The sequence below is a fragment of the Halorientalis marina genome (assembly GCF_023028345.1).
Lineage (GTDB): Archaea > Halobacteriota > Halobacteria > Halobacteriales > Haloarculaceae > Halorientalis > Halorientalis marina.
This window is the reverse complement of the sequence record NZ_CP095487.1, coordinates 2,840,587-2,860,268: the sequence shown is the minus strand read 5'-3', so window position 1 is coordinate 2,860,268 and position 19,682 is coordinate 2,840,587. Positions and strand designations below refer to the sequence as shown.

Genomic DNA, 19,682 nt, shown 5'->3' with positions numbered 1-19,682 from the left:
GATTCGGGCGGCCCGGCGCTCGTCGCCGGCGGCCGAGTGCAGGCGCCGCCGTCCGTCAGGTCGGGCGGAGGACGGTCTCGCCGGCGGGCACGCGGAAACTGGCGAGTTCGCGGCGCGAGGCGGCCGCCGAATCGACGGTCTTGTCGACGGCGTAGGCCGTGTACGTGCAGGCCTCGGGCGTGAACTCCGCGACGGCGTAGCCGTGGTTGGTGCTGTTCAGAAACTGGATGTGGTCGTTGTTCGAGACCAGGACGCGCTCGGCGAGCGACGGCGGCACGCCGGCGTCCCGCTGTTCGATGGCCTCGGCGAGGTTGATGCTCGTGACCGCCGGCGTCATGAGTTCGACGCCGACCCGCGAGCCGCCGTCGCCGTACCGCGTCCGCATGTAGCCGGCCAGCGCGGTGTGGAGGTCGCCGGTCAACGCGACGAAGTTCTCCACGTCCGCCGCGTCGATGGCGTCCATCACCAGCCGGCGCTCGGTCTCGTACCCGTCCCAGGAGTCGGCGAGCTCGTACGTCTCCCGGCCCCGGAACTCCGTGTCCAGCCGCATGTTCAGGACCTCGTTCGCCCACGCGGTCCAGGTGGCGTCGTTTTCCGTCACCCGTTCGAGGAACCACTCGCGCTGGTCGGCCCCCAGCATCGTGTGGTCGAGGTCGGCCTCGCCGGGCGCGTCGAGGGCACCGGCCGGAACCGGCCCGCCGTCGTCGTCGTTCGGTTGCGACCGGAAGAGCCGCTCGTCGGTGACGACCAGTTCCAGCAGGTCGCCGAACCGGAACGAGCGGTAGAGCCGGAGTTGGTCCTGTACCCGGTCGGCGTCCGGGTCGTACTGCACCCGGACGGGCATGTACTCCCACCAGGCCCGGATGCCGTCGGCGAACAGCTGCGACATGAACTTGGGGTCGTCGCTGCGGGGGTGGTAGTTCGTCGCCGGCCGGTCGGCCTCGTAGTCCCAGTACCGGTTGTTGACGACCTCGTGGTCGTCCCAGGTGGCGATCAGAGCGGCACTCGCGAGCGCCGACTGCAGGAGCGGGTCGCTCCGGTAGGTCCGGTAGAGGTGCCGGAAGTCGGACAGTCCCCAGGCCAGGTCGTGGCCGCTCGGGAGGGCGATGTCGCGACCGTCGTACTCGGAGTCGCCGGCCCACTCGTAGATGAAATCGCCGAGGTGGACGAGCCAGTCGAGGTCGTCGTCGGCGACGTGGCCGAACGCGCCGTAGTAGCCGTTCATGTAGTCCTGGCAGGTGAGGACGCCAAAGCGCAGACTGTCGGGCGACGCCGTCGGCCGCGGCAGGGTCCGAAAGCGTCCCACGGGGCCGCGCGTGTCGCCGTAGACGAACCGGTAGGCGTACCCCCGGTCCGGGTCGAGCCGGCCGTCGAGGTCGACCGCGACCGTGTGGTCCCGGTCGGCGAGGCCGTCGGTCTCGACGCTCCAGATGCCCCCGAACCGCTCGAAACCGCTCTCCGCGACGACCTCGACCGAGAGCGGCGTCGTCGGGCTGTACGCGTCGGGGTCGATCCGGGTCCAGCAGATCGCCCCGCTGGTCGTCGGATCGCCGCTGGCGACGCCTTGCGGGAACACGTCGGCGGCCGCGTCGTCGGCCGCGCCCCGCTGTGGTCGCCCGGAGACGCGCTCGATGGGGAGCGCGCCGGGCACGTCGGCGCCGAGTTCGGACGCCAGGAGCGTCCCGAGCGTGAGCGAGCCGACGGAGTTCAGGACCTCCCGGCGGTCAAGGTCCGTCGTGCCGTCGTCGGTCATCGGTCGCCACCTCCAGCGGCGGTCGGCGTCGTCGGGAGGGCCATCGAGCGCACACAGGAACGGCGGCCGAAAATAGCCTGCGGTGGGTCCGGTGCCGGAGTCCCACCCGGGCGACCCCGCGCGACGGCGCATCCATCGCCAGGAACAGGTCTAACGCCAAACATTTTTGAGGCAACTCCGCGTGCGACCAGCCAATGTCGGAGTCACTGGCCGAACACCGGTCGGTCCTCGAACTGTCGCCCGCGGAGCGCGAAAGGCGGGGGATCGAGGCCGACGCGGTGCGCGACGCGCTCGTCGCCGTCGTCAACCGCGGCGACCGCGACGAGAAGACCTTCGAGGGACGGACCTTCCCCGAACTCGAACTGGACTATCTGGACGTCGGCGGGCAGAACAACCACCCCGTCGTGTTCCGCGACTGCACCTTCGAGGAGGGTATCAGCGTCGAACACGCGGACGTGATGGTGCCGCTGACGTTCACGGACTGCGAGATCGGTGGCATGGAGATCGAGGACGCCCACTTCGAGTACGACGTGGAGGTGACGGACTCCTCGATCACCGCCCCGGTCCACGCCGAGGAGTCGCGATTCGACCGCGACTGCGAGTTCACGCGCACCACCTTCGGGGCTGAGACGCGGCTCGAGGAGATCACCTGTGCCGAGGACACCAGTTTCGAGGGCGCCCGGTTCGAGGCGCGGGCCTCCTTCCGCGGCGGGACCTTCACCGGGAAGTCGAACGAGATGGACGACAACGCGAGCTTCGTCGACGCGATCTTCGCCGAGACGGCGGAGTTCGGTCGCGTGGAACTCGGGGCCTCGGACTTCAGCCGGGCCACGTTCGAGGGGACGGCCGAGTTCGAGGACGCCCGTTTCGACGGGGACGTCTGGTTCCGCCAGGCCACCTTCGCTGACGAGGCACACTTCTCGGAGGTCACCTTCGCCGAGGACGCTACCTTCGAGAGCGCGCGGTTCGAGGCGCCAGCGAACTTTCGGGGCACGGAGTTCCGGGGCGGCGCCCGCACGCTGGAGGACGACGTGCGCTTCGTCGACGCCACCTTCGCCGCCGACGTGGACTTCTCGCAGGCCGAAATCCGGTACTCGAACCTGGCCGACGCCACCTTCGAGGGGGACGCACACTTCCAGGAGACCTGGTTCAACGCCGACGCGGACTTCGTCGGCGCCACGTTCGAGGGGCAGGCGGATTTCGACGAGGTCCGGTTCGTCGAGGATACCGACTTCTCGGAGGTGACCTTCGAGGGACAGGCCGTGTTCCGCGGCGCCGAGTTCCGGGGGCACGCGAACCGCCTCGAAGACAACGCCTCCTTCGACAGCGCGGTCTTCCACGGCGACGCCAACTTCGCGGACGCGGAGTTCACCTCGGCGAACTTCATGCGCGTCGAGTTCGCCGGCACCATCGACTTCGAGGACGCCGAGTTCTCCGAGCGCATCGACGCGATGGTGCTGGCGACCGACGACGACCCGTACGTGAACTGCACCGACGCGACGATCCGTGGCGGGACGATCACCCAGCCGAAAGACGGGTGGGTCCGGTACGACCTCACCCGCGCGTCCATCGGCGACATCGACCTCCAGTCCGCCCGCGAGAGCGGGGGGAGCGACCAACTGCTCGACTACTTCCGATTCTGTAACACCGTCTTCGACGAGTTCGACGGCAACGAGTTCGACTTCTCGTCCCACACCGACTACCTCGACCGAAACGAGTGGACGCTTCACGTGTTCGACGACAGCGTCGACCGGACCTACGCCCTCGAGATGACGCCGGCGGTCATCGAGACGACCTACCTCAACGCAAAGAAGAGCGCTTCGGCGGCCGGGAACATGAAGGCCGCCGGCGAGTTCCGGATGAACCGCCAGCAGTACGCCCGGAGGAAGCACCTCGCCATCGCCGGCGACGGCAGTGCAGGCCTCGGCACCCGGTTTCGCAACGCCGTCCGTGCTATCGAGAACGGCTTCCTCGGAATCACCTGCGGCCACGGGATGCGGATCTTCCGGATCTTCGCCGTCTTCGCCATCGTACCGGCACTGCTGGCCCCGGTCTATGCCTTCGGCGGTCCCGCGTTCGCGCTGGAGGGTGTCAGCCAGCCCGAATCGGTCTCCGCCGCCTTCACCACGCCGGGCGGCCGGGCGCAGTTCTTCGAGATCCTCTCGTTCAGCTACATCACCTTCCTCACCATCGGCTACGGGTTCAACGGCCCGCAGGGCTGGGCCGCGCGCATCCTCGCCCCGTTCGAGGTCTACCTCTCGGTCATCCTCGGCGGCCTCGTGCTGTACGCCCTCATCAAGCGCTCCGAGATATGAACGCGCACGGGAAGGTTTTAGCCGTCGCTCTCGTATCACTCCGCTAAACAGTGAGTTCGAGTCCGGACGCCGGCGAGTTCGACACGACGGTCACCGGCGAACGCAAGTCCGTCGATGCCGGCACGGTCCAGCGCGGAATCGCCGTCGAGAGCGAGAGCAGTAGCGTCGAGTTCGTGCCCGGAAGCGACAGCGTCGCCCTCCTGCTCGCCGGCGACCACAACTCCGTCACCGCCCGTGGCGACGACGAGGAACTCGTCTTGCATTGCACCGGTAGTCACAACACCATCACCGTCGGCCGGGATATGCGAGTCCGCACGGAGACCGACCGGGGCACCTCCATCTCCATCGAGCGCGAGGACTTCGACGCCGGCGGCGAGCCCGAACTGGTCCGGCAGACGAAGTCGGAGGCCTACCGGCGCGTCGGCTGGTTCGGCTACGACCTCGTGAGTTACCAGACCGAACAGGCCGAACGCGAGTACTGTCACTACTGCGGGAACGACCGCGCGGACACCGTCGTCGAGCGCCGCGAGGAGCGGGTGCTGGCGCTGTTCGGCCTGCGGATCACCGTCCGTACCGTGGCCGCCTCCGACGAGTGCCCCAACTGCACGCCCGTCGAGGAGGCCGACGTGGAACTGTCGAGCGAGGAGCGCCGGGACATCTACCGGTAGCCGACCCGCCGTCTGCGGGGTCAGTCCGCCTCGTGCAGCCGCGTCTCGGTGTAGACCAGACAGTCGAACTCGGGGTACGTGTGGTAGGTCTCGTACCGGCGCGTCCCAACGTCGATGGCGGTGACGGCGCCGGGGTCGAAGACGTGCGCGAGGTCGGCGGCGTCCGGGTCGGGGACGGCATCGAGCGGGTGGGTCGCGACGGTCGTCTCGCAGGCGAGGTCGTCGCCGGCGAAGGTGAGCGTGCGCTCGCCGAACTCGCGGAGGTCGAGTTCGTGGACGGCGTCGTGTGCCAGCGGCTTACAGGAGACGATCTCGTGGAACCCCGCCGCGGGCGCGTGGACGTAGTGGGAGCTCCCGATGACGGCCACCTCGAAGCGCTCGCCGAGGAGGGTTCGCTCGGTCGCGGCGAACACCCGCAGGTCGGCCACCTCGGGCCGGTCGCGGCCGTAGCCGACGTGGAGGTGGTCGGGGACGGTGGCGCTCTCAGCGGTCCACGATGATGTCATAGTTCGGGTGGAAGATGCTGTTCGGTCGGACGCCACGGTACGTCGGGATCGGCCGCCAGGTCGCCGACCGGTAGCGGTCGGCGTGGCGGCGCAGGTACGGGTCCGAAACGCCCTGCAGGTCCGGCTCGGGCGTCGGCCCCGGCGAGAGGACGTAGAACTGCTCGGTCGCGACGGCGTCCCCGTCGCCGTTCAGGTCGTCGTACGCGTGATACCGGAGGTACGACTCGAAGCCGGCCTCGCGGACGGTCGTGAGGTAGGCCTTGCGGTGCTGTGGGTAGTCGTACCGGGAGTACGACCAGGTGGCGACCAGTCCTCCATCTGCCAGGTGGGCCCGGAGCTGGCGGTAGAACTCCGTCGAGTAGAGATGGAGGAGGTCGTCGGAGCGGGCGCCGGGGAGGTCGAGCAGGATCAGGTCGTACTCCCGGTCGGTGTCCCGGAGGTAGGTGTAGGCGTCGGTGGCGTGGACGGTCAGGTTCTCGTAGCGGTAGGCGTCGTCGTGGTACCGCTCGAAGTAGGGGTGGTCTTTCGTGTAGTTCATGAACTCCCGGTCGAGGTCGACCATGTCGACGGTGGCGTTGCGCTCGCGGAGCCGGTCGGCGGCGATCCAGTCCCCGCCGCCGACCAGGAGGACGCGTCGGTCGGAGAGGTCGCCCGCCATCGTCACGGACACGTCGACCAGCCCGCTGTGGTAGGAGTCGACCCAGCTCTCGCACAACTGGACCGCCGTGTCGAGCCGCAGGCAGGTCTGTGGGGACTGTCGCCCCTGGTAGATGGCAGAGCCGCCGGTCCACTCGCGCTCGTAGAAGACGACGTCCTGGTACCGGGTCGACGCGTGCCCGGTGATCCGCACCTCCATCTGCCGGTTCGGGTACTCCCCCTCGAACTGCTCTTCGAGGTAGAGGTTCCGCAGGTCCGTGGACACGTCCTCCTCGTAGACCAGCGCGCCCGCGTAGGCGCCGACCGCCAGCAGACAGATCGCCAGGAGCGCGTGACTCGTCGTCCCGAAGGTCACGTCGACTGGGGCTCCCGCGTTGTCCGTGGCCGCCCCGTCCGCGGTCGCTTCCGTCGCGCCGCCCTCGCGGTACAGCAGGTAAAAGGCGAGCGCGGCGACCGCGTTCAGCAGGCCGAGGACGAACACCGTCGGGATGAGACCGAGCGACGGGTAGAGGACGAGCGCGTAGGTGACGGTCCCGACGAGGCTGCCGAGGTAGTCCATTCCCAGTACTGCCGAGAAACTGCTCTCGTCGCCCTCGTTCCCGTCGTCGTCCGAGGCTCGAAAGGGGAGGCCGACGACGGCGCGCGCGACCCGACGGGAGCCCCGGCCGACCGCGGCGACGACGCCCACGGCCCGTCCGGACTCTCCCCGCTCGGCGTCGGCGAGGTCGGTCAGGAACGGAATTTCGAGGCCGGAGAGGAAGCCGACGACGACGATGGGGAGGTGCGAGACGTAGAGCGCGAGCCGTTCGAGCGCCGCCTCCGTCTCGGGGCCGCCGGTGATCGGGACGGCGTTGACCCCGACGATGAACACGAGGCCGAGCGGTCCGAGCACGGCGAGATAGACCTCCAGGCGGAAGAAATTGGAGGGGTGGTCGTCGAGATACCGGAAGCAGAAGGCGCCGACGCCGAGCGAGAACAGAAAGAGGCCGATGGTGACGGAGTAGCGGACGACGGTGCCGCCGAAGAGCACGGCCAGCAGTTCGGAGTAGACGAGTTCGTAGACGATGCTACAGAAGGCGACGACGAACGTGAGCGCGAAGACGGCACTGCGGCGGTCGAGCGGGCGGGGCACGGCGTCTACAGGCGCGGGGATATCTTCCAGGCACGGTCGACTTTCGGGCCGCCGCCTGCTCGTTCGATCATGTAGTCGACGGACTCCCAGCCGAAGGTGTGGTCGGTACCGGGGGCCTCGAGTCGGGCACCGGAGCGGTACCAGCCGCTCTGGGGGTCGGTCTCGTAGACGACCTGGTTCCCGTCGACGGACGACATCGTCTCGTCCCAGCCGCCCGGCGGTTTCCCGGGGCCGGGCTCGTTGCCGTCGTACTGGGCGTTCGAGCCGAGGTAGGCGACGCCGACGGCGGCGATGGCGGCGTCGTACCGGTCGACGTCGTCGTCGTGCTCCTCCCGCCAGTCGTCGTAGTCGTCACCGTCGCCCCCGTGCCACTTCGCGTAGCCGTGGGTGCTCCGGGGTGCCCTCGACGCACCGCCGTCCCCGCGGCCGGTGGCACCGACGGCGCCGCCCTTCGCGGCGCTGGCGAGGCCGACCGGCGAGAGGCCGCCGAGCAGCCCGGCGGCGTCCGGCGGCGCGAGCGCCCCGCTGTTTCCGATCTCGGCCCGGGACTGAATCCAGGGCTGGTCGGGCAGTTCCAGGACGATTCCCTGCTCTGACGCCTCGACGTCGGTGAAAACGGAGGACTTCCGTGGCGGCGGCGTCTGCCCGCCGCCACCGATCAGCGGGATGCTCGTACACCCCGCTAAACCGACGGTACCAGCGGTCAGACCGCTCGCGAGGAGGAATCGGCGGCGATCCATACGACCATGTCTACAGAACGACACCTAAGTATCTTTCTGGATGCAGCTCGCTGGGACAAACGCGCCCGCGTTACCGCGAAGGTGGCAACATATGCCTAAAAGTCCACCATAGGCGGACATTGAAGGCAAAATTTTTTCAATAGGCAGTACCGTAGGATAGCTAACCGAGGGTTGGTCTTACGTGCCAGAGATGGAAACCGCGCAGTTCGAGACGGACCTCAGCCTGTTCAAGTACGACAACCTGGAGCAGCTTCCACCTGCCTACCGGGACCTGGAGGAGGACGAACGCACCGAGCGCATCGAGGCGGCCCTCGACGAACTCGGTGACGACGTCGTCATCCTCGGCCACAACTACCAGCGCCGGGAGATCGTCAAACACGCCGACTTCGTCGGTGACTCCTACCAGCTGTCGAAAGAGGCCGCGAACGCCGACGCCGACTACGTGATCTTCGGCGGCGTGACGTTCATGGCCGAGTCCGCCGACATCATCACCGACGATTCCCAGTCGGTGATCCTCCCGAGCATGGAGGCGTCCTGTCCGATGGCGGGCATGGCCGAGGCCCTCCAGGTCGACGCCGCCTGGGCGGAACTCACCGGCGCGACCGACGAGAACATCATCCCCATCACCTACATGAACAGCTACGCCGACCTGAAGGCCTTCTGTGCCGAGCAGGGCGGCCTGGTCTGTACCTCCTCGAACGCCCACAGGGCCTTCGAGTACGCCTTCGAGAAGGGTGACAAGGTCCTCTTTCTCCCAGACAAGCACCTCGGGGAGAACACGGCCCACCGGCTGGGCATGGAAGACGAGATCGTCGAGTGGGACCCCTGGGACCCCGAGGGCGTCACCGCCGAGGCCGCCGTCGAGAACGACATCATCCTCTGGGAGGGCTACTGTCAGGTCCACGAGCGCTTCCGCGAGTCCCACATCGAGGACCTCCGCGAGGAGCGCCCGGACGCCAACGTGGTCGTCCACCCCGAATGTCGCCGCGAGGTCGTCGAGGCCGCCGACGTGGTCGGCTCCACCTCGACCATCACCGAGACCGTCGAGAGCGCCGACCCCGGCGACACGTGGGCCATCGGCACGGAGATCCACCTCGCCAAGCACCTCGACCGCTGGAACCCCGAGGTCGAGGTCCTGCCGCTCTGTGGCGACGCCTGCATGGACTGCAACGCCATGCGGCAGATCGACCCGAACTACCTGACGTGGGTGCTCGAAGAACTGACCGAGGGCCGCGAGCGCAACGTCATCGAGGTCGCACCGGAGGAGAAGGAACTCGCACAGGTCGCGCTCGACCGGATGCTGGAGATCTGACGAGGAATCGCGACAATGACAGACCACAACGAGACGGACGTACTCGTCGTCGGTTCCGGTATCGCCGGCCTCGCGGCCGCACTCGCCGCCGCACGCGAGGGCGCGAACGTGACCGTCGCCACGAAAGCCACTCGCCCCGAGGGGGCCTCCTCGTGGTGGGCACAGGGCGGCATCGCTATCGCTCGGGACGAACCCGAGGAGTTCAAACAGGACATCATCGACGCCTCCGCCGGCACCGCCGATCCCGAGGCCGTCGACGTACTCGTCGAGGACGCGAACGACGCGGTGCGTGACGTGCTGCTGGAGACGCTCGACGTAGAGTTCGATACCGGCACCGGCGCAGCGGACTTCGACTTCACGCGCGAGGCGGCCCACTCCTCGGACCGCATCCTGCACGTCGACGCCTCGACGGGCAAACACATCCACGTGCCCTTCCTGAACTACCTCGACGACCACGACGACGTGGAGATACGGGACGACACGGCCGCGCTCGAACTGATCCGCCACGAGGGGAAGGTCCACGGGGCCATCCTCGAATCCGGCGGGGAGTTCGAGCCGTGGTACGCCGGCGCGACCGTCCTCGCGACGGGCGGCATCGGCGACCTCTACCCGCGGACGACCAACCCCGCGGACTCGACCGGCGACGGCATCGCCATGGCCGCGCTCGCGGGCGCGGACGTGACCGACATGGAGTACGTCCAGTTCCACCCCACTGTTTGCGTGGCAAACGAGAGTCCGTTCCTCGTCAGCGAGGCCGTCCGCGGCGAGGGCGGCCTGCTCCGCAACGGCGACGGCGAGCGGTTCATGCCCGACTACCACGAGGACGCGGAACTCGCTCCGCGTGACGTCGTGGCCCGCGCCGTCAAGCGCGAGCGCGAGGAAACCGGCGAGGTCCTGTTGGACGTGAGTCCGCTCGACTTCGCGGGGCACTTCCCGGACCTCGTCGAGAAGTGCGAGGACCACGGCGTCGACTGGACCGAGGGCATCCCGGTCGCGCCGGCCGAACACTTCCTCTGTGGCGGCGTGACGGTCGACGACCGCGGCCGCTCCTCGCTCGACCGGCTCTACGCCGTCGGGGAGTGTTCCCGCACGGGCGTCCACGGCGCGAACCGGCTGGCCTCCACGTCCCTGCTCGAGGGCCTCGTCTGGGGCCTGCGGGCCGGCGCGGACGCGGCCGGCAACGACGTCGAGGTCATCGAGGCGCCCGAATTACTGGAGCGTGACCCCGAACTCCCGGCGAACTTCGCCCGGGAGAAGTTCGTCCGCCTGCGCCGCGTGATGGACGAGTACGTCGGCCTCGAACGCGACCCCGAGGACCTGCAGCGGGCGATGAGCGTCCTCCGTCGGCTCAAAGGCGAGGTCGACGCCTACGTCCGGACCCGGACCTCGCGGTCGCTGTACGAACTCCGGTCGGCGGCCGTCGTTGCCCTGCTCGTCGCCCGGCAGGCCGCGGAGAACGACGAGTCGGTGGGCTGTCACCACCTCGTCGGGGACGCCGCGACGGACGGGGGCGACGCCGCCGAACCGACGGCCGACGACTGACGATGCTCACCGACTCGAAAATCGAGGGCTGGCTCCGCGAGGACCTCGGCCACCACGACGTGACCAATCAGGTCCCCGGTGACACCGAGGGCCGACTCGTCGCCAGGGATGCGGGCGTCGCCGCCGGGCTCGACGCCGCCCTCGCCGTCTTCGAGTACCTCGATTGCGAGGCCGAGCGAGCGGTCGCGGAGGGCGACCGCATCGAGGCCGGCGACGCCGTGCTGACGGTCTCCGGGCCGGCCCGCGCGGTCCTGCGCGGCGAGCGCGTGGCGGTCAACGTCGCGGGCCACGCCTCGGGCGTGGCGACGAAGACACGCGAGGCCGTCGACGCGGCCAGAGCGGCGCTCGAAGACGCCGCGAGCGACCGAACCGGCGACGCCGGCGAGGGGGTCGACGACGTGCGAATCGCGGGCACCCGGAAGACGACACCCGGCCTCCGCGGAGTCGAGAAGCGGGCCATCGTCGCCGGCGGCGGTGACACCCATCGGCTCGACCTCTCCCACATGGTGATGGTCAAGGACAACCACGTCGCGGAGATGGGGCTGGAGGACGCCGTCGCGCACTTCCGGGAGCGGACCTCCTTCACGACGAAGATCGAGGTCGAGGTCGAACGGCCGGCGGACGCACCGCGTGCGGCGACGGCCGGCGCCGATATCGTCCTGCTGGACAACATGACGCCCGCGGAGACCGAAGACGCCGTCGACCGCCTGCGCGAGACCACCGCCGACCTCGGGCGCGAGGTACTGGCCGAGGCCTCCGGCGGGATCACCGTCGAGGACGTGCCCGACTACGCGCGGACGGGGGTCGACGTAATCTCGATGGGCGCGCTGACCCACTCGGCGCCGACGCTCGACCTCTCCTTCCGGACGGGGGCGGAGTGACCGGCAGCGCGTCTCAGAGGTCCGCGGCCAACTGGAGTTCGTCGACCGGCTCGTCGTCGATGAGGAAGTGTCTCGACCGGACGGCCTCGACGCGCCAGCCGTTGTCCTGGAGGAACGAGAGCGCGAGGTCGTTGGTCTCGGGGATGGAGTTGTAGACGCGGCGACAGCCCTGTGAGCGGGCCCAGCTCATACCGCGCTGGAGGAGGTGGCTGCCGATGCTGTACCGGCGGTACTCCTCGAGGACCCCGACGGTGAGTTCCGCCGCTCCGGCCAGCTTCGCCATTCGGGGCACGTCGAGGTGGCAAAAACCGACGACCTCACCGGCGACGGCGCCGACGAAAAAGAGGCGCGTCTCGGCGGCGTTGTGCCGCGTGAGAGCCTGTTCGTAGTCGAGCTGTTCCGCGACGCTCTCCGCGACCAGGTCCCGTTCCGCGTCCGCGACCGCACGGATCACGCCGAGGACGCCCGAGGTATCCTCCTGCCGGGCCGGCCGGATTTCGTACTGGAGACCGCCGGTCTCGTGTTCCTCGGCCTCGCCACAGTCGAGTTGGACCCGGAGCGTCCCGTCGACCTCCCGCAGGAGGCCGTCGCGTTTCAGCACGGCAACGTGGTGGCGGAACGTCTCGGGGTCGATCTCGACCGCCTCGGCCACATCACCGGGTGGGACCGCCCCACGGCGCTCCACGTATCGGTAGATGCGCCGTCTGTCGTCGGTTTCGATGTCGAGTGTACTCAACGGGGACATCGACCAGACCGACCTTACGGCGCCACGGATAAAGTCCTTGTCACCATTCTGGGATGTTCTCACACTCCGGGAACGCCCGCGGTCCTTGATATCATCTCTCCCCCTACCACCGAGTGAGGTGACCGATGAAGGGACGTGAACACAGCATCACCGGTGCGGCGCTGTAACTGCTCGGCACGGTCGTTATCGGTACGGAACTGCTCGGGCTCGCCGAGATGTTCGCGACGGTCGCGCTCCTGCTGGCCGTGCTGGCGATTGCCGGCGGGACGCTCCTCGTCGGGGCGTCGGCGTCCACCGGCCGAACCGGTCGCACAGCCTGCTCACCGCTCCGGGGGCACCACTCTCGCTCTCCTGCCAGCCCACCGAACCCCGTTACTCCGCGTCGGTGAGTAGCGACTCGCCGGTCATCGCGTCCGGTCGCTCGACGCCGAGCAGTTCGAGCAGCGTCGGCGCGATGTCGGCGAGCGTCCCGCCGTCCCTGGCGGCCCTGCCCCCTGCCATCCCGTCCGGGCCGAGGGAGACGAACGGGACCGGGTTGAGCGTGTGGGCCGTGTGTGGGTCGTCTTCCGTTCCCATGTCGTCGGCGTTCCCGTGGTCGGCGGTGATGACGACGTGGGCGCCGGCCGTCCGGAGCCGTTCGACCAGTCGGCCGAGCTGTTCGTCGACGGCTTCGACCGCCTCGACGGCGGCGTCGAAGTCGCCGGTGTGGCCGACCATATCCGGATTGGCGTAGTTGAGGACCATCGCATCCGGGTCGGCATCCTCGATCACCCCGAGGGCCGCGTCCGTCACGCCCGGCGCGCTCATTTCCGGCTGCTGGTCGTAGGTCGGAACGTCCGGACTGTCGACGATCCGGCGGGTCTCTCCCGGGAACTCGACCTCGCGGCCGCCGTTGAGGAAGTAGGTGACGTGGGCGTACTTCTCGGTCTCGGCGAGGCGCAACTGGGTGTGGTCGGTGTCGGCGAGCACCTCGCCCAGCACGTCGGCGGGCTGGCGGGGCGGGTAGGCCACCGGGAGGCCGAAGGTCTCGTCGTACTCGGTCATCGTCACCACGCGTGCGTCCGGCGGATTCGTCTCGATTCCCGCGGCGGCCCAGTCGTCCGGGCGGATGTCCGCGAGCATGCGCGTGAGCTGCCGGGCGCGGTCCGACCGGAAGTTGAAGAAGACGACCGCGTCGTCCCCCGTCAGCGCCGGTCCACCATCGACCAGCGTCGGCTCGACGAACTCGTCGGTGGTGTCCCGGGCGTAGGACTCGGTAACGGCGTCGACGGCCGTGGCGGCGGTGTGGTCGGCCTCGCGGTTCACGATGGCGTCGTAGGCGCGATTCGTCCGCCCCCAGTTCTCGTCGCGGTCCATCGCGTAGTAGCGGCCGGCGACGGTCGCAACCTGGCCCGTCCCGCGGTCTTCGGCGTGGGATTCCAGGGCGGCGAGGTACGCTTCGCCGCCGGTGGGGGAGGTGTCTCGGCCGTCGGTGAAGGCGTGGGTGACGGCCTCGCTTCCGCGGTCGGCGGCCACGTCGATCAGGGCGTGGCAGTGCTTCTGGTAGGAGTGGACGCCGCCGTCGCTGATCAGCCCCATGAGGTGGACGCGGCCGTCGTTCTCCTCGGCGTACTCGAAGGCCGAGGCGATGGCGGCGTTCTCGCCGAGGTCGCCGGCTTCGATATCGTCGGTGATGCGCGTGGCTTCCTGTTTGACGACGCGGCCCGCGCCGATGGTGAGGTGGCCGACCTCGCTGTTGCCCATCTGTCCTTCGGGGAGGCCGACCCGCCGCCCGTGCGTTTCGAGTGTGGTGGCGGCGCCGGCCTCGCGGTAGCGGTCGAAGTTCGGCGTCGCTGCTGCGCGGACGGCGTCCCGGGCCCGTTCGTCGGGATTGAGTCCCCAGCCGTCGAGGATAACCAGACCGACCTGCATACGCGAGCGGAGACGGGCGGGTGGGAAAGTGGTGTCGGAAGGGCGCAACCCCGTCTTCGACGCCGGCAGTGCGGGCGGGTGACCACTGGGGTTATGTACCGTGACAGTCAGGGTGGAGGTATGGAGACGACCATCGTGGACGAGGAGTTCGCCGATAAGTTGGTCACCACCGCGCGAACCGCCGCCGGTGACAGCCTCCGCTCGCTCACGTACTTCACGCGGTCGGACTTCGAGCAGCTCTACCTCCGCGAGGACCTGGAGCGGGACGCCGATCTCGACAGTTTCATCGGCCACGAGTGGCGCGGCTTCAAAAACACCACGAACGCCTACCGCGGGACCGAACTGGGGGAGTACAAGTACACCGTCCGCGTCTTCGAGAACGGCTTCCTCCTGCGCATCACCAGCGACCGCGACGGGGTGTTCATGACGACCGACGGCGCCACGATCCGCGACTTCAACACCTACGCGGACGCCGTCACGGAAGTACTGGACGACAAGACCGGCCGTCAGAACTGAGCAACGCCGGTCGTACCGGTAAAATCCGTTTTCTGTTTGCTTGCGTTTTTTACTCTCGAGTGACAAGCGTGTGTAGTTCGACCGAGCGATGTGGACACCATCATCATCTCGCCCTCCCGACAGCCGGGTACGGTACGCCGATCTCAGGATGCAGTTCGAGCGGACCGACTACGCGGACCATCTGGCCCTGTTCTACGACGACCGCGACCAGCAGTTGGCCGCGGTCGCCGCCTATATCGACCACGGCTTACAGCAAAACGAGCACTGTATCTACATCGCCGACGACAACGAGCCGACGGACGTGGCGTCGGTCCTCTCGACGTTCGGCGTCGACGTGGACGGGCGCCGCGCCGACGGCGACCTCAGGTTCGTCCCGGCGTCGGCGGCGTACACCGATGGTGGGTTCGACGGCGCGGAGACGCTCGAGTACCTCGCAGAGACCGCAGTCGACAGGGCCACGGAGTACGAGGGACTCCGGGTCGCCGGCGAGAACACGTGGTACTTCGACCTCGACGTCGAATTCGAGGAGATCATCGCGTTCGAGGCGGCCTTCGACGACCTCGTCGACGCCATCCCGTGCCGGACGCTCTGTCAGTACGACCTGTCCCGGTTCGAGTCCGCGGCCATCGCGAAGGTGCTCCGCACGCACGAGCACATCGTCTACGACGGCGTGGTGTGTGAGAACCCCGTCCACGAGCGGGATGCTGGCGGGTCGGCGCCGTCGACGACCGTGGAGACGATCCTCGACCAGGCCAAGCAACTCGCGCTCTCCCAGCGAGCGGTCTCGAACCACGAACAGCGGCTGACGGTCCTCAATCGCATCCTCCGGCACAACATCCGCAACGAGACGAGCGGTGCGCTGGGATACCTCGACTTCGTCGCGGAGGCCGTCGACGACGCCGAGGTGCGAGAGCACATCGACGCGGTTCGGACCCACATCACGTCGATCCACGAGCTCTCGGAGCGAGCCCGGGCGGTCGAAAAGCGCCTCGCGTCCGAGGCCTGCCTGACCACGGTCGAGGTCCCGTCGGTCGTCGACCGCGCCGTCGAGTCGGTGACCGAGCAGTATCCCGAGGCGACGGTGTCGGTCGCGTGTCCGGCGGACGCGACCGCCATCGGCACCGCCGACGTGGCGTTCGCCATCGAGTTGCTCCTGACCGAGGGACTCGAGCGTGCCTATCCCCAGTCGGCGTCGGTCCACCTGGACACCGCGGTCGATACGACGAAACGGACCGTGTCCATCGTCGTCGAGAGCGACGGCGACCCGGTCGGGGCAGACGAGTCGACGGCACTGAAAGAAGGGGTCGAGCGACCGCTGATCCACGCGAACGGGATGGAAATCTGGGCGGTGAAGTGGATCGTCGAGCGGTCGGCCGGCGTCGTCGACCTGCCGCCCGCGGACTGTGACCACTATCGGCTCGGGCTCGAGTTGCCGCTCGGCGAGGCCTGAGGCGCGTCGCCGCCCCACCGTTTTTGCCGGCGGCGTCCCTCCGGGGGCGTAATGACCCTCGACCCGGTCCACTTCGACGGCATCGCCCAGCTCGCGGGCCGCATCCGGAAGGGCGTCGACGCCACAGACCACCGGGACTTCGCGACCACCGTCTGGGAGGAGTTCCTCGACCCGCTCTACGCCGACGGAACGCCGGTGATCGAGCCCCTGGGCGACCAGCGGCGTCGACTGATCGACCTCGAAGACGCCGCCCTGATGGAGTCGCGGTTCCCCACCCAGCACGGCCTCGACTCCGGGACCATCAACCCCACGACGTTCAAGAACGGCCTCGTCATCGACGTGGCGCAGGCGGCGATGGCCGCCGTCCCCTCGGACCTGGAGTTACACCGCGGGCGGACCATCGTCAGCACGGTCCACTCGAACGACGCGACGGTCGCGGTCGGCGAGGACGACTGGGTCCCCTTCGACCGCGGGTACGGTCGCGGGCGCATCATGCAGGCGCCCCGCGTGGACCGCTACGAGCAGACGGTCGTCCACGCGCTCGCGCTCTACCTCGCCGAGAGTTCACACGCCACCCTCAACGCGGAGGTCGTCGAGGACCTCCTGATACTGGACGGGCCGATCTACCCCACCGGACTCCTGAAGTGGACCGACCAGGACCCGACGCTCGCGGAGTTGCTCGTGGAGGACGAGCGGCCACGCGACGTGGTCCAGAACTACGTCGACCTCGTCGAGACGTTCGTCGAGCGGGACGTGCCGGTGGCCGGGTTCGTCAAGTCCAGTAGCTCGAAGGCGCTGACCCGGGCGGTCCGCCGACAGACCAACGCCCCGTGGGTCAACGACGCGGCCTTCTTCGAGACGCTGCTCCGGCGAACCGACGACGACGGTGAGACACGGACCGACGCGCTCACGTTCACGAACTGGTTCCGGTCGCGGGCGGGCGCCGACCGCGTCCTCTCGACGCGAGGCGACTGCGAGATCGACATCGAGCGGGAACTCGACGACGAGGCGTACGAGGTCACCTTCTTCGTCGTCTACGACCCCCGCGAGGAACTGGTCTACCGCGTGGAGGCGCCCTCCGCCTTCACCGAGGACCCCGACCTCCGCGAGGACCTGACCATGCAGGTGCTCTCGGACGTGGCGGCTCGCAAGGGTCCGCCGATGGCCGTCGAGAAGGCGGACGAACTCGCCCGGATCAGCCGCCAGGAGAAGGGCGCGCTGGAGCGGCAACTGGAGGAGACCTTCGAGACCGGGCAACAGCGCGTCTACGACGACGTGCGCTGGGACAGCGTGGAGACGCCGTTTTAGGGCAGTTTCAGGTAGGTCGCGCCGTGTTGCTGGGCGCGGGCCACCTCGGCGACGCCCGAGGGGATGGTGGTCACGCCCTCCGCGAGGTCCTGGGAGTCGTGGCCGAACCGGTCGAGCGAATTGGCACAGGCGCCGATACCGACGCCAGCGTCCGCCATCTGGGTGATCTTTGCCGCCTCGGGGGCCGTCGCGAGCAGGAACCGGACGGCCCGCCCGTTGACGACGACCTGCATCTTCTCCGGCGGTGTCGACACCGATTCCTCCTGCACGAGGTTCACGAGGTTCCGGAGTGCCGTCTCGAAGTCCGCGCTCTCACCGCTCGTGACGTGGATGACGATGCTCTGACTGGTGCTCATACCACCTCCTGTGTCGGCAGCCCGATAAACTCCGGGTGGGTATCGGAGCGGAAGCCGGGGCCAGTGGGCGTGGTCGAGTCGCCAGTGTCCGCAACCGGACCATCGCGGACGCAGGGGCCGGTCAGTCGTCGGCGGCGACCGCCTGCGGTCCCGGCTCGGGGCGTTGCTCGCGGCGGTGGAGGTAGAGCGCGGCGAGGGTCGTGATCACTCCCGAGGCCACGGCGATGCCGAACGCGACGCGGTAGCCGGTCGTGGTGTACACCCGGGCGCCGTTGATGATTTCGCCGGTGTAGAAGGCGTCGAGGGCGCCGCCCATCACCGTCGGCATGATCGCTGCGCCGAAGTACCCGATGCTGTTGATGACGCCGGTGATCGTCCCGGCGACGGCGGGCTCGTGGCGCTCCTTCCCGACGGTGAACACGAGCGCGATGCCGCCGTTGGCGAAGAGGGCGAGAAAGAGGACGAGGCCCACGACCGGGAGCGGCGGGATGACGAGCAGGAGGGCCCAGACGAGCGTGAAGAGGACGCTCGACCCGACGACGAGTCCCGTCCGGCGTTCGAGCCGGTCGGAGAGCCAGCCGAAGACCGGCGAGCCCAGCACGAACCCGACGTTGCCGGCCAGCACGTACAGCGAGGCCGTCGCGACGGTTACGCTGTAGGTGTCGGCGACGAAGGGCACGCCCCAGAGCCCGAGGACGGTGAAGTTCGTCCCGAGCGTAAAAAAGAGGATAACGCCCATCAGCCAGGTCTCGCGCTCGCCGAGGACCGTCTTCGTGTTGGCGACGACTTCGGCGAGGGTCGCGGTCTCGCGTTCGGCTTCGCCGACGCTCTCGTGGCCCGCGCGGGCGGGCGTGTCCCGGACGAACGCGGCGACGCCGAGTCCGAGGACGCCGCTGGCGGCGCCGGCCGCGAGCAGGGAGACCCGCCAGCCGGCGCTCTCGATGGCGAGCGCGAGCGGCGTCGTCGCGAGGATGCCGCCCACGCCCGCGGCGGCGATGGTGTAGCCGGTCATCGTCGCGTACTGGTCGGCGCGGAACCAGGAGGCACAGAACCGCAGCGTGGCGATGTAGAGCACGCTCCCGCCGAGGCCGATGGCCGCGCGGGCGAGGAAGGCCGAGACCAGCGAGCCGCTGAGTGCGAACCAGGCGACGCCGCCGGTCAGCAGGAAGAGGCCGACCGTCCCGACCCGCCGTGGGCCGTAGCGGTCGACGATCAACCCTGCCGGCAACTGGAGGCCGGCGTAGATGTAGAAAAACGAGGCGTGGAGGAGGCCGAGTTCGGCGGCAGTGGCGTCGAACGTCCGCGAGAGGGTGTCGGCCAGCACGCCAGTCGCCGTCCGGTGGAAGTTCACGAGCAGGAACCCGGCCGCGAGGATGGTCCAGAGCGCGGCCCGCCGCTGACGCATGGAGAGCGCGACCATACCGCCCTCTGTCCCATCAGGGATAAATAGCTAGCGGGGGCTACCAGCGGTTTCGCCGGCGAAATAAACCGTCGACTACTGCGGTTCGGGTTCGGCCTGCACGACCTCGACCTCCACCTCGGCCGAGTCGAGACCGACGCGGGCGAACTGCGTGCGGATGTGTTCCTCGGCGGCGTCGATGGCGGTCTCGCGGGTCTCGAAGCCGTGGGGCATCGGGGACTCGAAGGCGACGTTGAGTTCGCGGCCGCCGATCTCGGTCGACTGGCCGCCGCTCTCGACCTCGTAGAAGGCGTCACAGACCCAGATGTAGGGGGCGTCCTCGTCGGGCGCGCCCTTGAACGTCGGCGGGGTCTCGCCGTGCTCGTAGAGGGTTCCCGTCAGCGCCGTCCCGCCGGCCGACCCGCGGATGAGCAACATACTCGACTCTACGCGACCGATTCCCAAAAACCCCGCGCCGGGGCGGGGGATCG

At 68.8% G+C, this 19,682-nt stretch carries 17 protein-coding genes; 8 read left to right on the top strand and 9 right to left on the bottom strand.

Going from position 1 to position 19,682, the window contains the following annotated elements:
- Window positions 1-55 precede the first annotated feature (55 nt).
- Complete coding sequence (locus tag MUG96_RS14650; RefSeq protein WP_246983900.1) at window positions 56-1,753, bottom strand: alkaline phosphatase D family protein; 1,698 nt, start codon at window positions 1,751-1,753, stop codon at window positions 56-58.
- Window positions 1,754-1,947: 194 nt separating this feature from the next.
- On the opposite strand from MUG96_RS14650, the gene MUG96_RS14645 reads away from it, so the two are divergent.
- A complete protein-coding gene (locus tag MUG96_RS14645) occupies window positions 1,948-4,068 on the top strand; it encodes a pentapeptide repeat-containing protein (protein WP_246983898.1) in 2,121 nt (706 codons plus the stop codon).
- 50 nt (window positions 4,069-4,118) lie between these two features.
- Window positions 4,119-4,736 carry a hypothetical protein gene (locus MUG96_RS14640; RefSeq protein ID WP_246983896.1) on the top strand — a complete coding sequence of 206 codons (618 nt, stop codon included), beginning with the start codon at window positions 4,119-4,121 and terminating at the stop codon, window positions 4,734-4,736.
- A 20-nt stretch (window positions 4,737-4,756) separates the two neighbouring features.
- On the opposite strand, the gene MUG96_RS14635 is transcribed toward MUG96_RS14640, so the two are convergent.
- From MUG96_RS14635 to MUG96_RS14625, 3 genes are read right to left on the bottom strand one after another with little or no spacing between them, the layout of a single operon-like run.
- A complete protein-coding gene (locus MUG96_RS14635; RefSeq protein ID WP_246983895.1) occupies window positions 4,757-5,242 on the bottom strand; it encodes a DUF2617 family protein in 486 nt (161 codons plus the stop codon).
- Complete coding sequence (locus MUG96_RS14630; RefSeq protein WP_246983893.1) at window positions 5,220-7,031, bottom strand: spermidine synthase; 1,812 nt, start codon at window positions 7,029-7,031, stop codon at window positions 5,220-5,222. The genes MUG96_RS14635 and MUG96_RS14630 overlap by 23 nt, the downstream gene beginning before the upstream one ends.
- A gap of 5 nt (window positions 7,032-7,036) precedes the next feature.
- On the bottom strand, window positions 7,037-7,771 hold the full coding sequence (locus MUG96_RS14625) for a hypothetical protein (protein WP_246983891.1): 735 nt from the start codon (window positions 7,769-7,771) through the stop codon (window positions 7,037-7,039).
- 190 nt (window positions 7,772-7,961) lie between these two features.
- Here MUG96_RS14625 and nadA point away from each other — a divergent pair, with 190 nt between their 5' ends.
- The 3 genes from nadA to nadC are packed head-to-tail and all read left to right on the top strand — an operon-like array spanning window position 7,962 to window position 11,506.
- Window positions 7,962-9,083, top strand: coding sequence for a quinolinate synthase NadA (gene nadA, locus MUG96_RS14620; RefSeq protein ID WP_246983890.1), 1,122 nt, complete (start codon window positions 7,962-7,964; stop codon window positions 9,081-9,083).
- A 15-nt stretch (window positions 9,084-9,098) separates the two neighbouring features.
- Window positions 9,099-10,625 (top strand): L-aspartate oxidase, encoded by a 1,527-nt coding sequence (locus MUG96_RS14615; protein ID WP_246983889.1) that lies wholly within the window; start codon window positions 9,099-9,101, stop codon window positions 10,623-10,625.
- A gap of 2 nt (window positions 10,626-10,627) precedes the next feature.
- A complete protein-coding gene (gene nadC / locus MUG96_RS14610) occupies window positions 10,628-11,506 on the top strand; it encodes a carboxylating nicotinate-nucleotide diphosphorylase (protein ID WP_246983888.1) in 879 nt (292 codons plus the stop codon).
- Window positions 11,507-11,519: 13 nt separating this feature from the next.
- Here the strand turns inward: nadC and MUG96_RS14605 are convergent, their stop codons facing one another.
- Both MUG96_RS14605 and gpmI read right to left on the bottom strand, forming a co-directional pair.
- The gene (locus tag MUG96_RS14605) at window positions 11,520-12,251 is read right to left on the bottom strand and encodes a GNAT family N-acetyltransferase (RefSeq protein ID WP_246983887.1); all 732 of its coding nucleotides are present in this window, start codon (window positions 12,249-12,251) and stop codon (window positions 11,520-11,522) included.
- A 372-nt stretch (window positions 12,252-12,623) separates the two neighbouring features.
- The gene (gpmI, locus tag MUG96_RS14600) at window positions 12,624-14,162 is read right to left on the bottom strand and encodes a 2,3-bisphosphoglycerate-independent phosphoglycerate mutase (RefSeq protein ID WP_246983886.1); all 1,539 of its coding nucleotides are present in this window, start codon (window positions 14,160-14,162) and stop codon (window positions 12,624-12,626) included.
- A gap of 120 nt (window positions 14,163-14,282) precedes the next feature.
- Between gpmI and MUG96_RS14595 the strand changes: the two genes are divergently transcribed.
- The 3 genes from MUG96_RS14595 (at window position 14,283) to MUG96_RS14585 (ending at window position 17,436) form a co-directional block, all read left to right on the top strand.
- Window positions 14,283-14,678 (top strand): DUF7522 family protein, encoded by a 396-nt coding sequence (locus MUG96_RS14595; protein WP_246983885.1) that lies wholly within the window; start codon window positions 14,283-14,285, stop codon window positions 14,676-14,678.
- 148 nt (window positions 14,679-14,826) lie between these two features.
- Entirely contained in the window at window positions 14,827-16,128 is a 1,302-nt protein-coding gene (locus MUG96_RS14590) for an MEDS domain-containing protein (RefSeq protein ID WP_246983883.1), read from the top strand.
- A gap of 51 nt (window positions 16,129-16,179) precedes the next feature.
- Window positions 16,180-17,436, top strand: coding sequence for a DNA double-strand break repair nuclease NurA (locus MUG96_RS14585; RefSeq protein WP_246983881.1), 1,257 nt, complete (start codon window positions 16,180-16,182; stop codon window positions 17,434-17,436).
- On the opposite strand, the gene MUG96_RS14580 is transcribed toward MUG96_RS14585, so the two are convergent.
- From MUG96_RS14580 to MUG96_RS14570, 3 genes are all read right to left on the bottom strand, one after another.
- On the bottom strand, window positions 17,433-17,792 hold the full coding sequence (locus tag MUG96_RS14580) for a DsrE family protein (RefSeq protein WP_246983879.1): 360 nt from the start codon (window positions 17,790-17,792) through the stop codon (window positions 17,433-17,435). The genes MUG96_RS14585 and MUG96_RS14580 overlap by 4 nt on opposite strands.
- Window positions 17,793-17,913: 121 nt before the next feature.
- On the bottom strand, window positions 17,914-19,212 hold the full coding sequence (locus MUG96_RS14575) for an MFS transporter (protein WP_246983877.1): 1,299 nt from the start codon (window positions 19,210-19,212) through the stop codon (window positions 17,914-17,916).
- Window positions 19,213-19,287: 75 nt separating this feature from the next.
- Window positions 19,288-19,629, bottom strand: a complete 342-nt coding sequence (locus MUG96_RS14570; protein ID WP_246983875.1) for a DUF7113 family protein — start codon at window positions 19,627-19,629, stop codon at window positions 19,288-19,290.
- Window positions 19,630-19,682 lie beyond the last annotated feature (53 nt).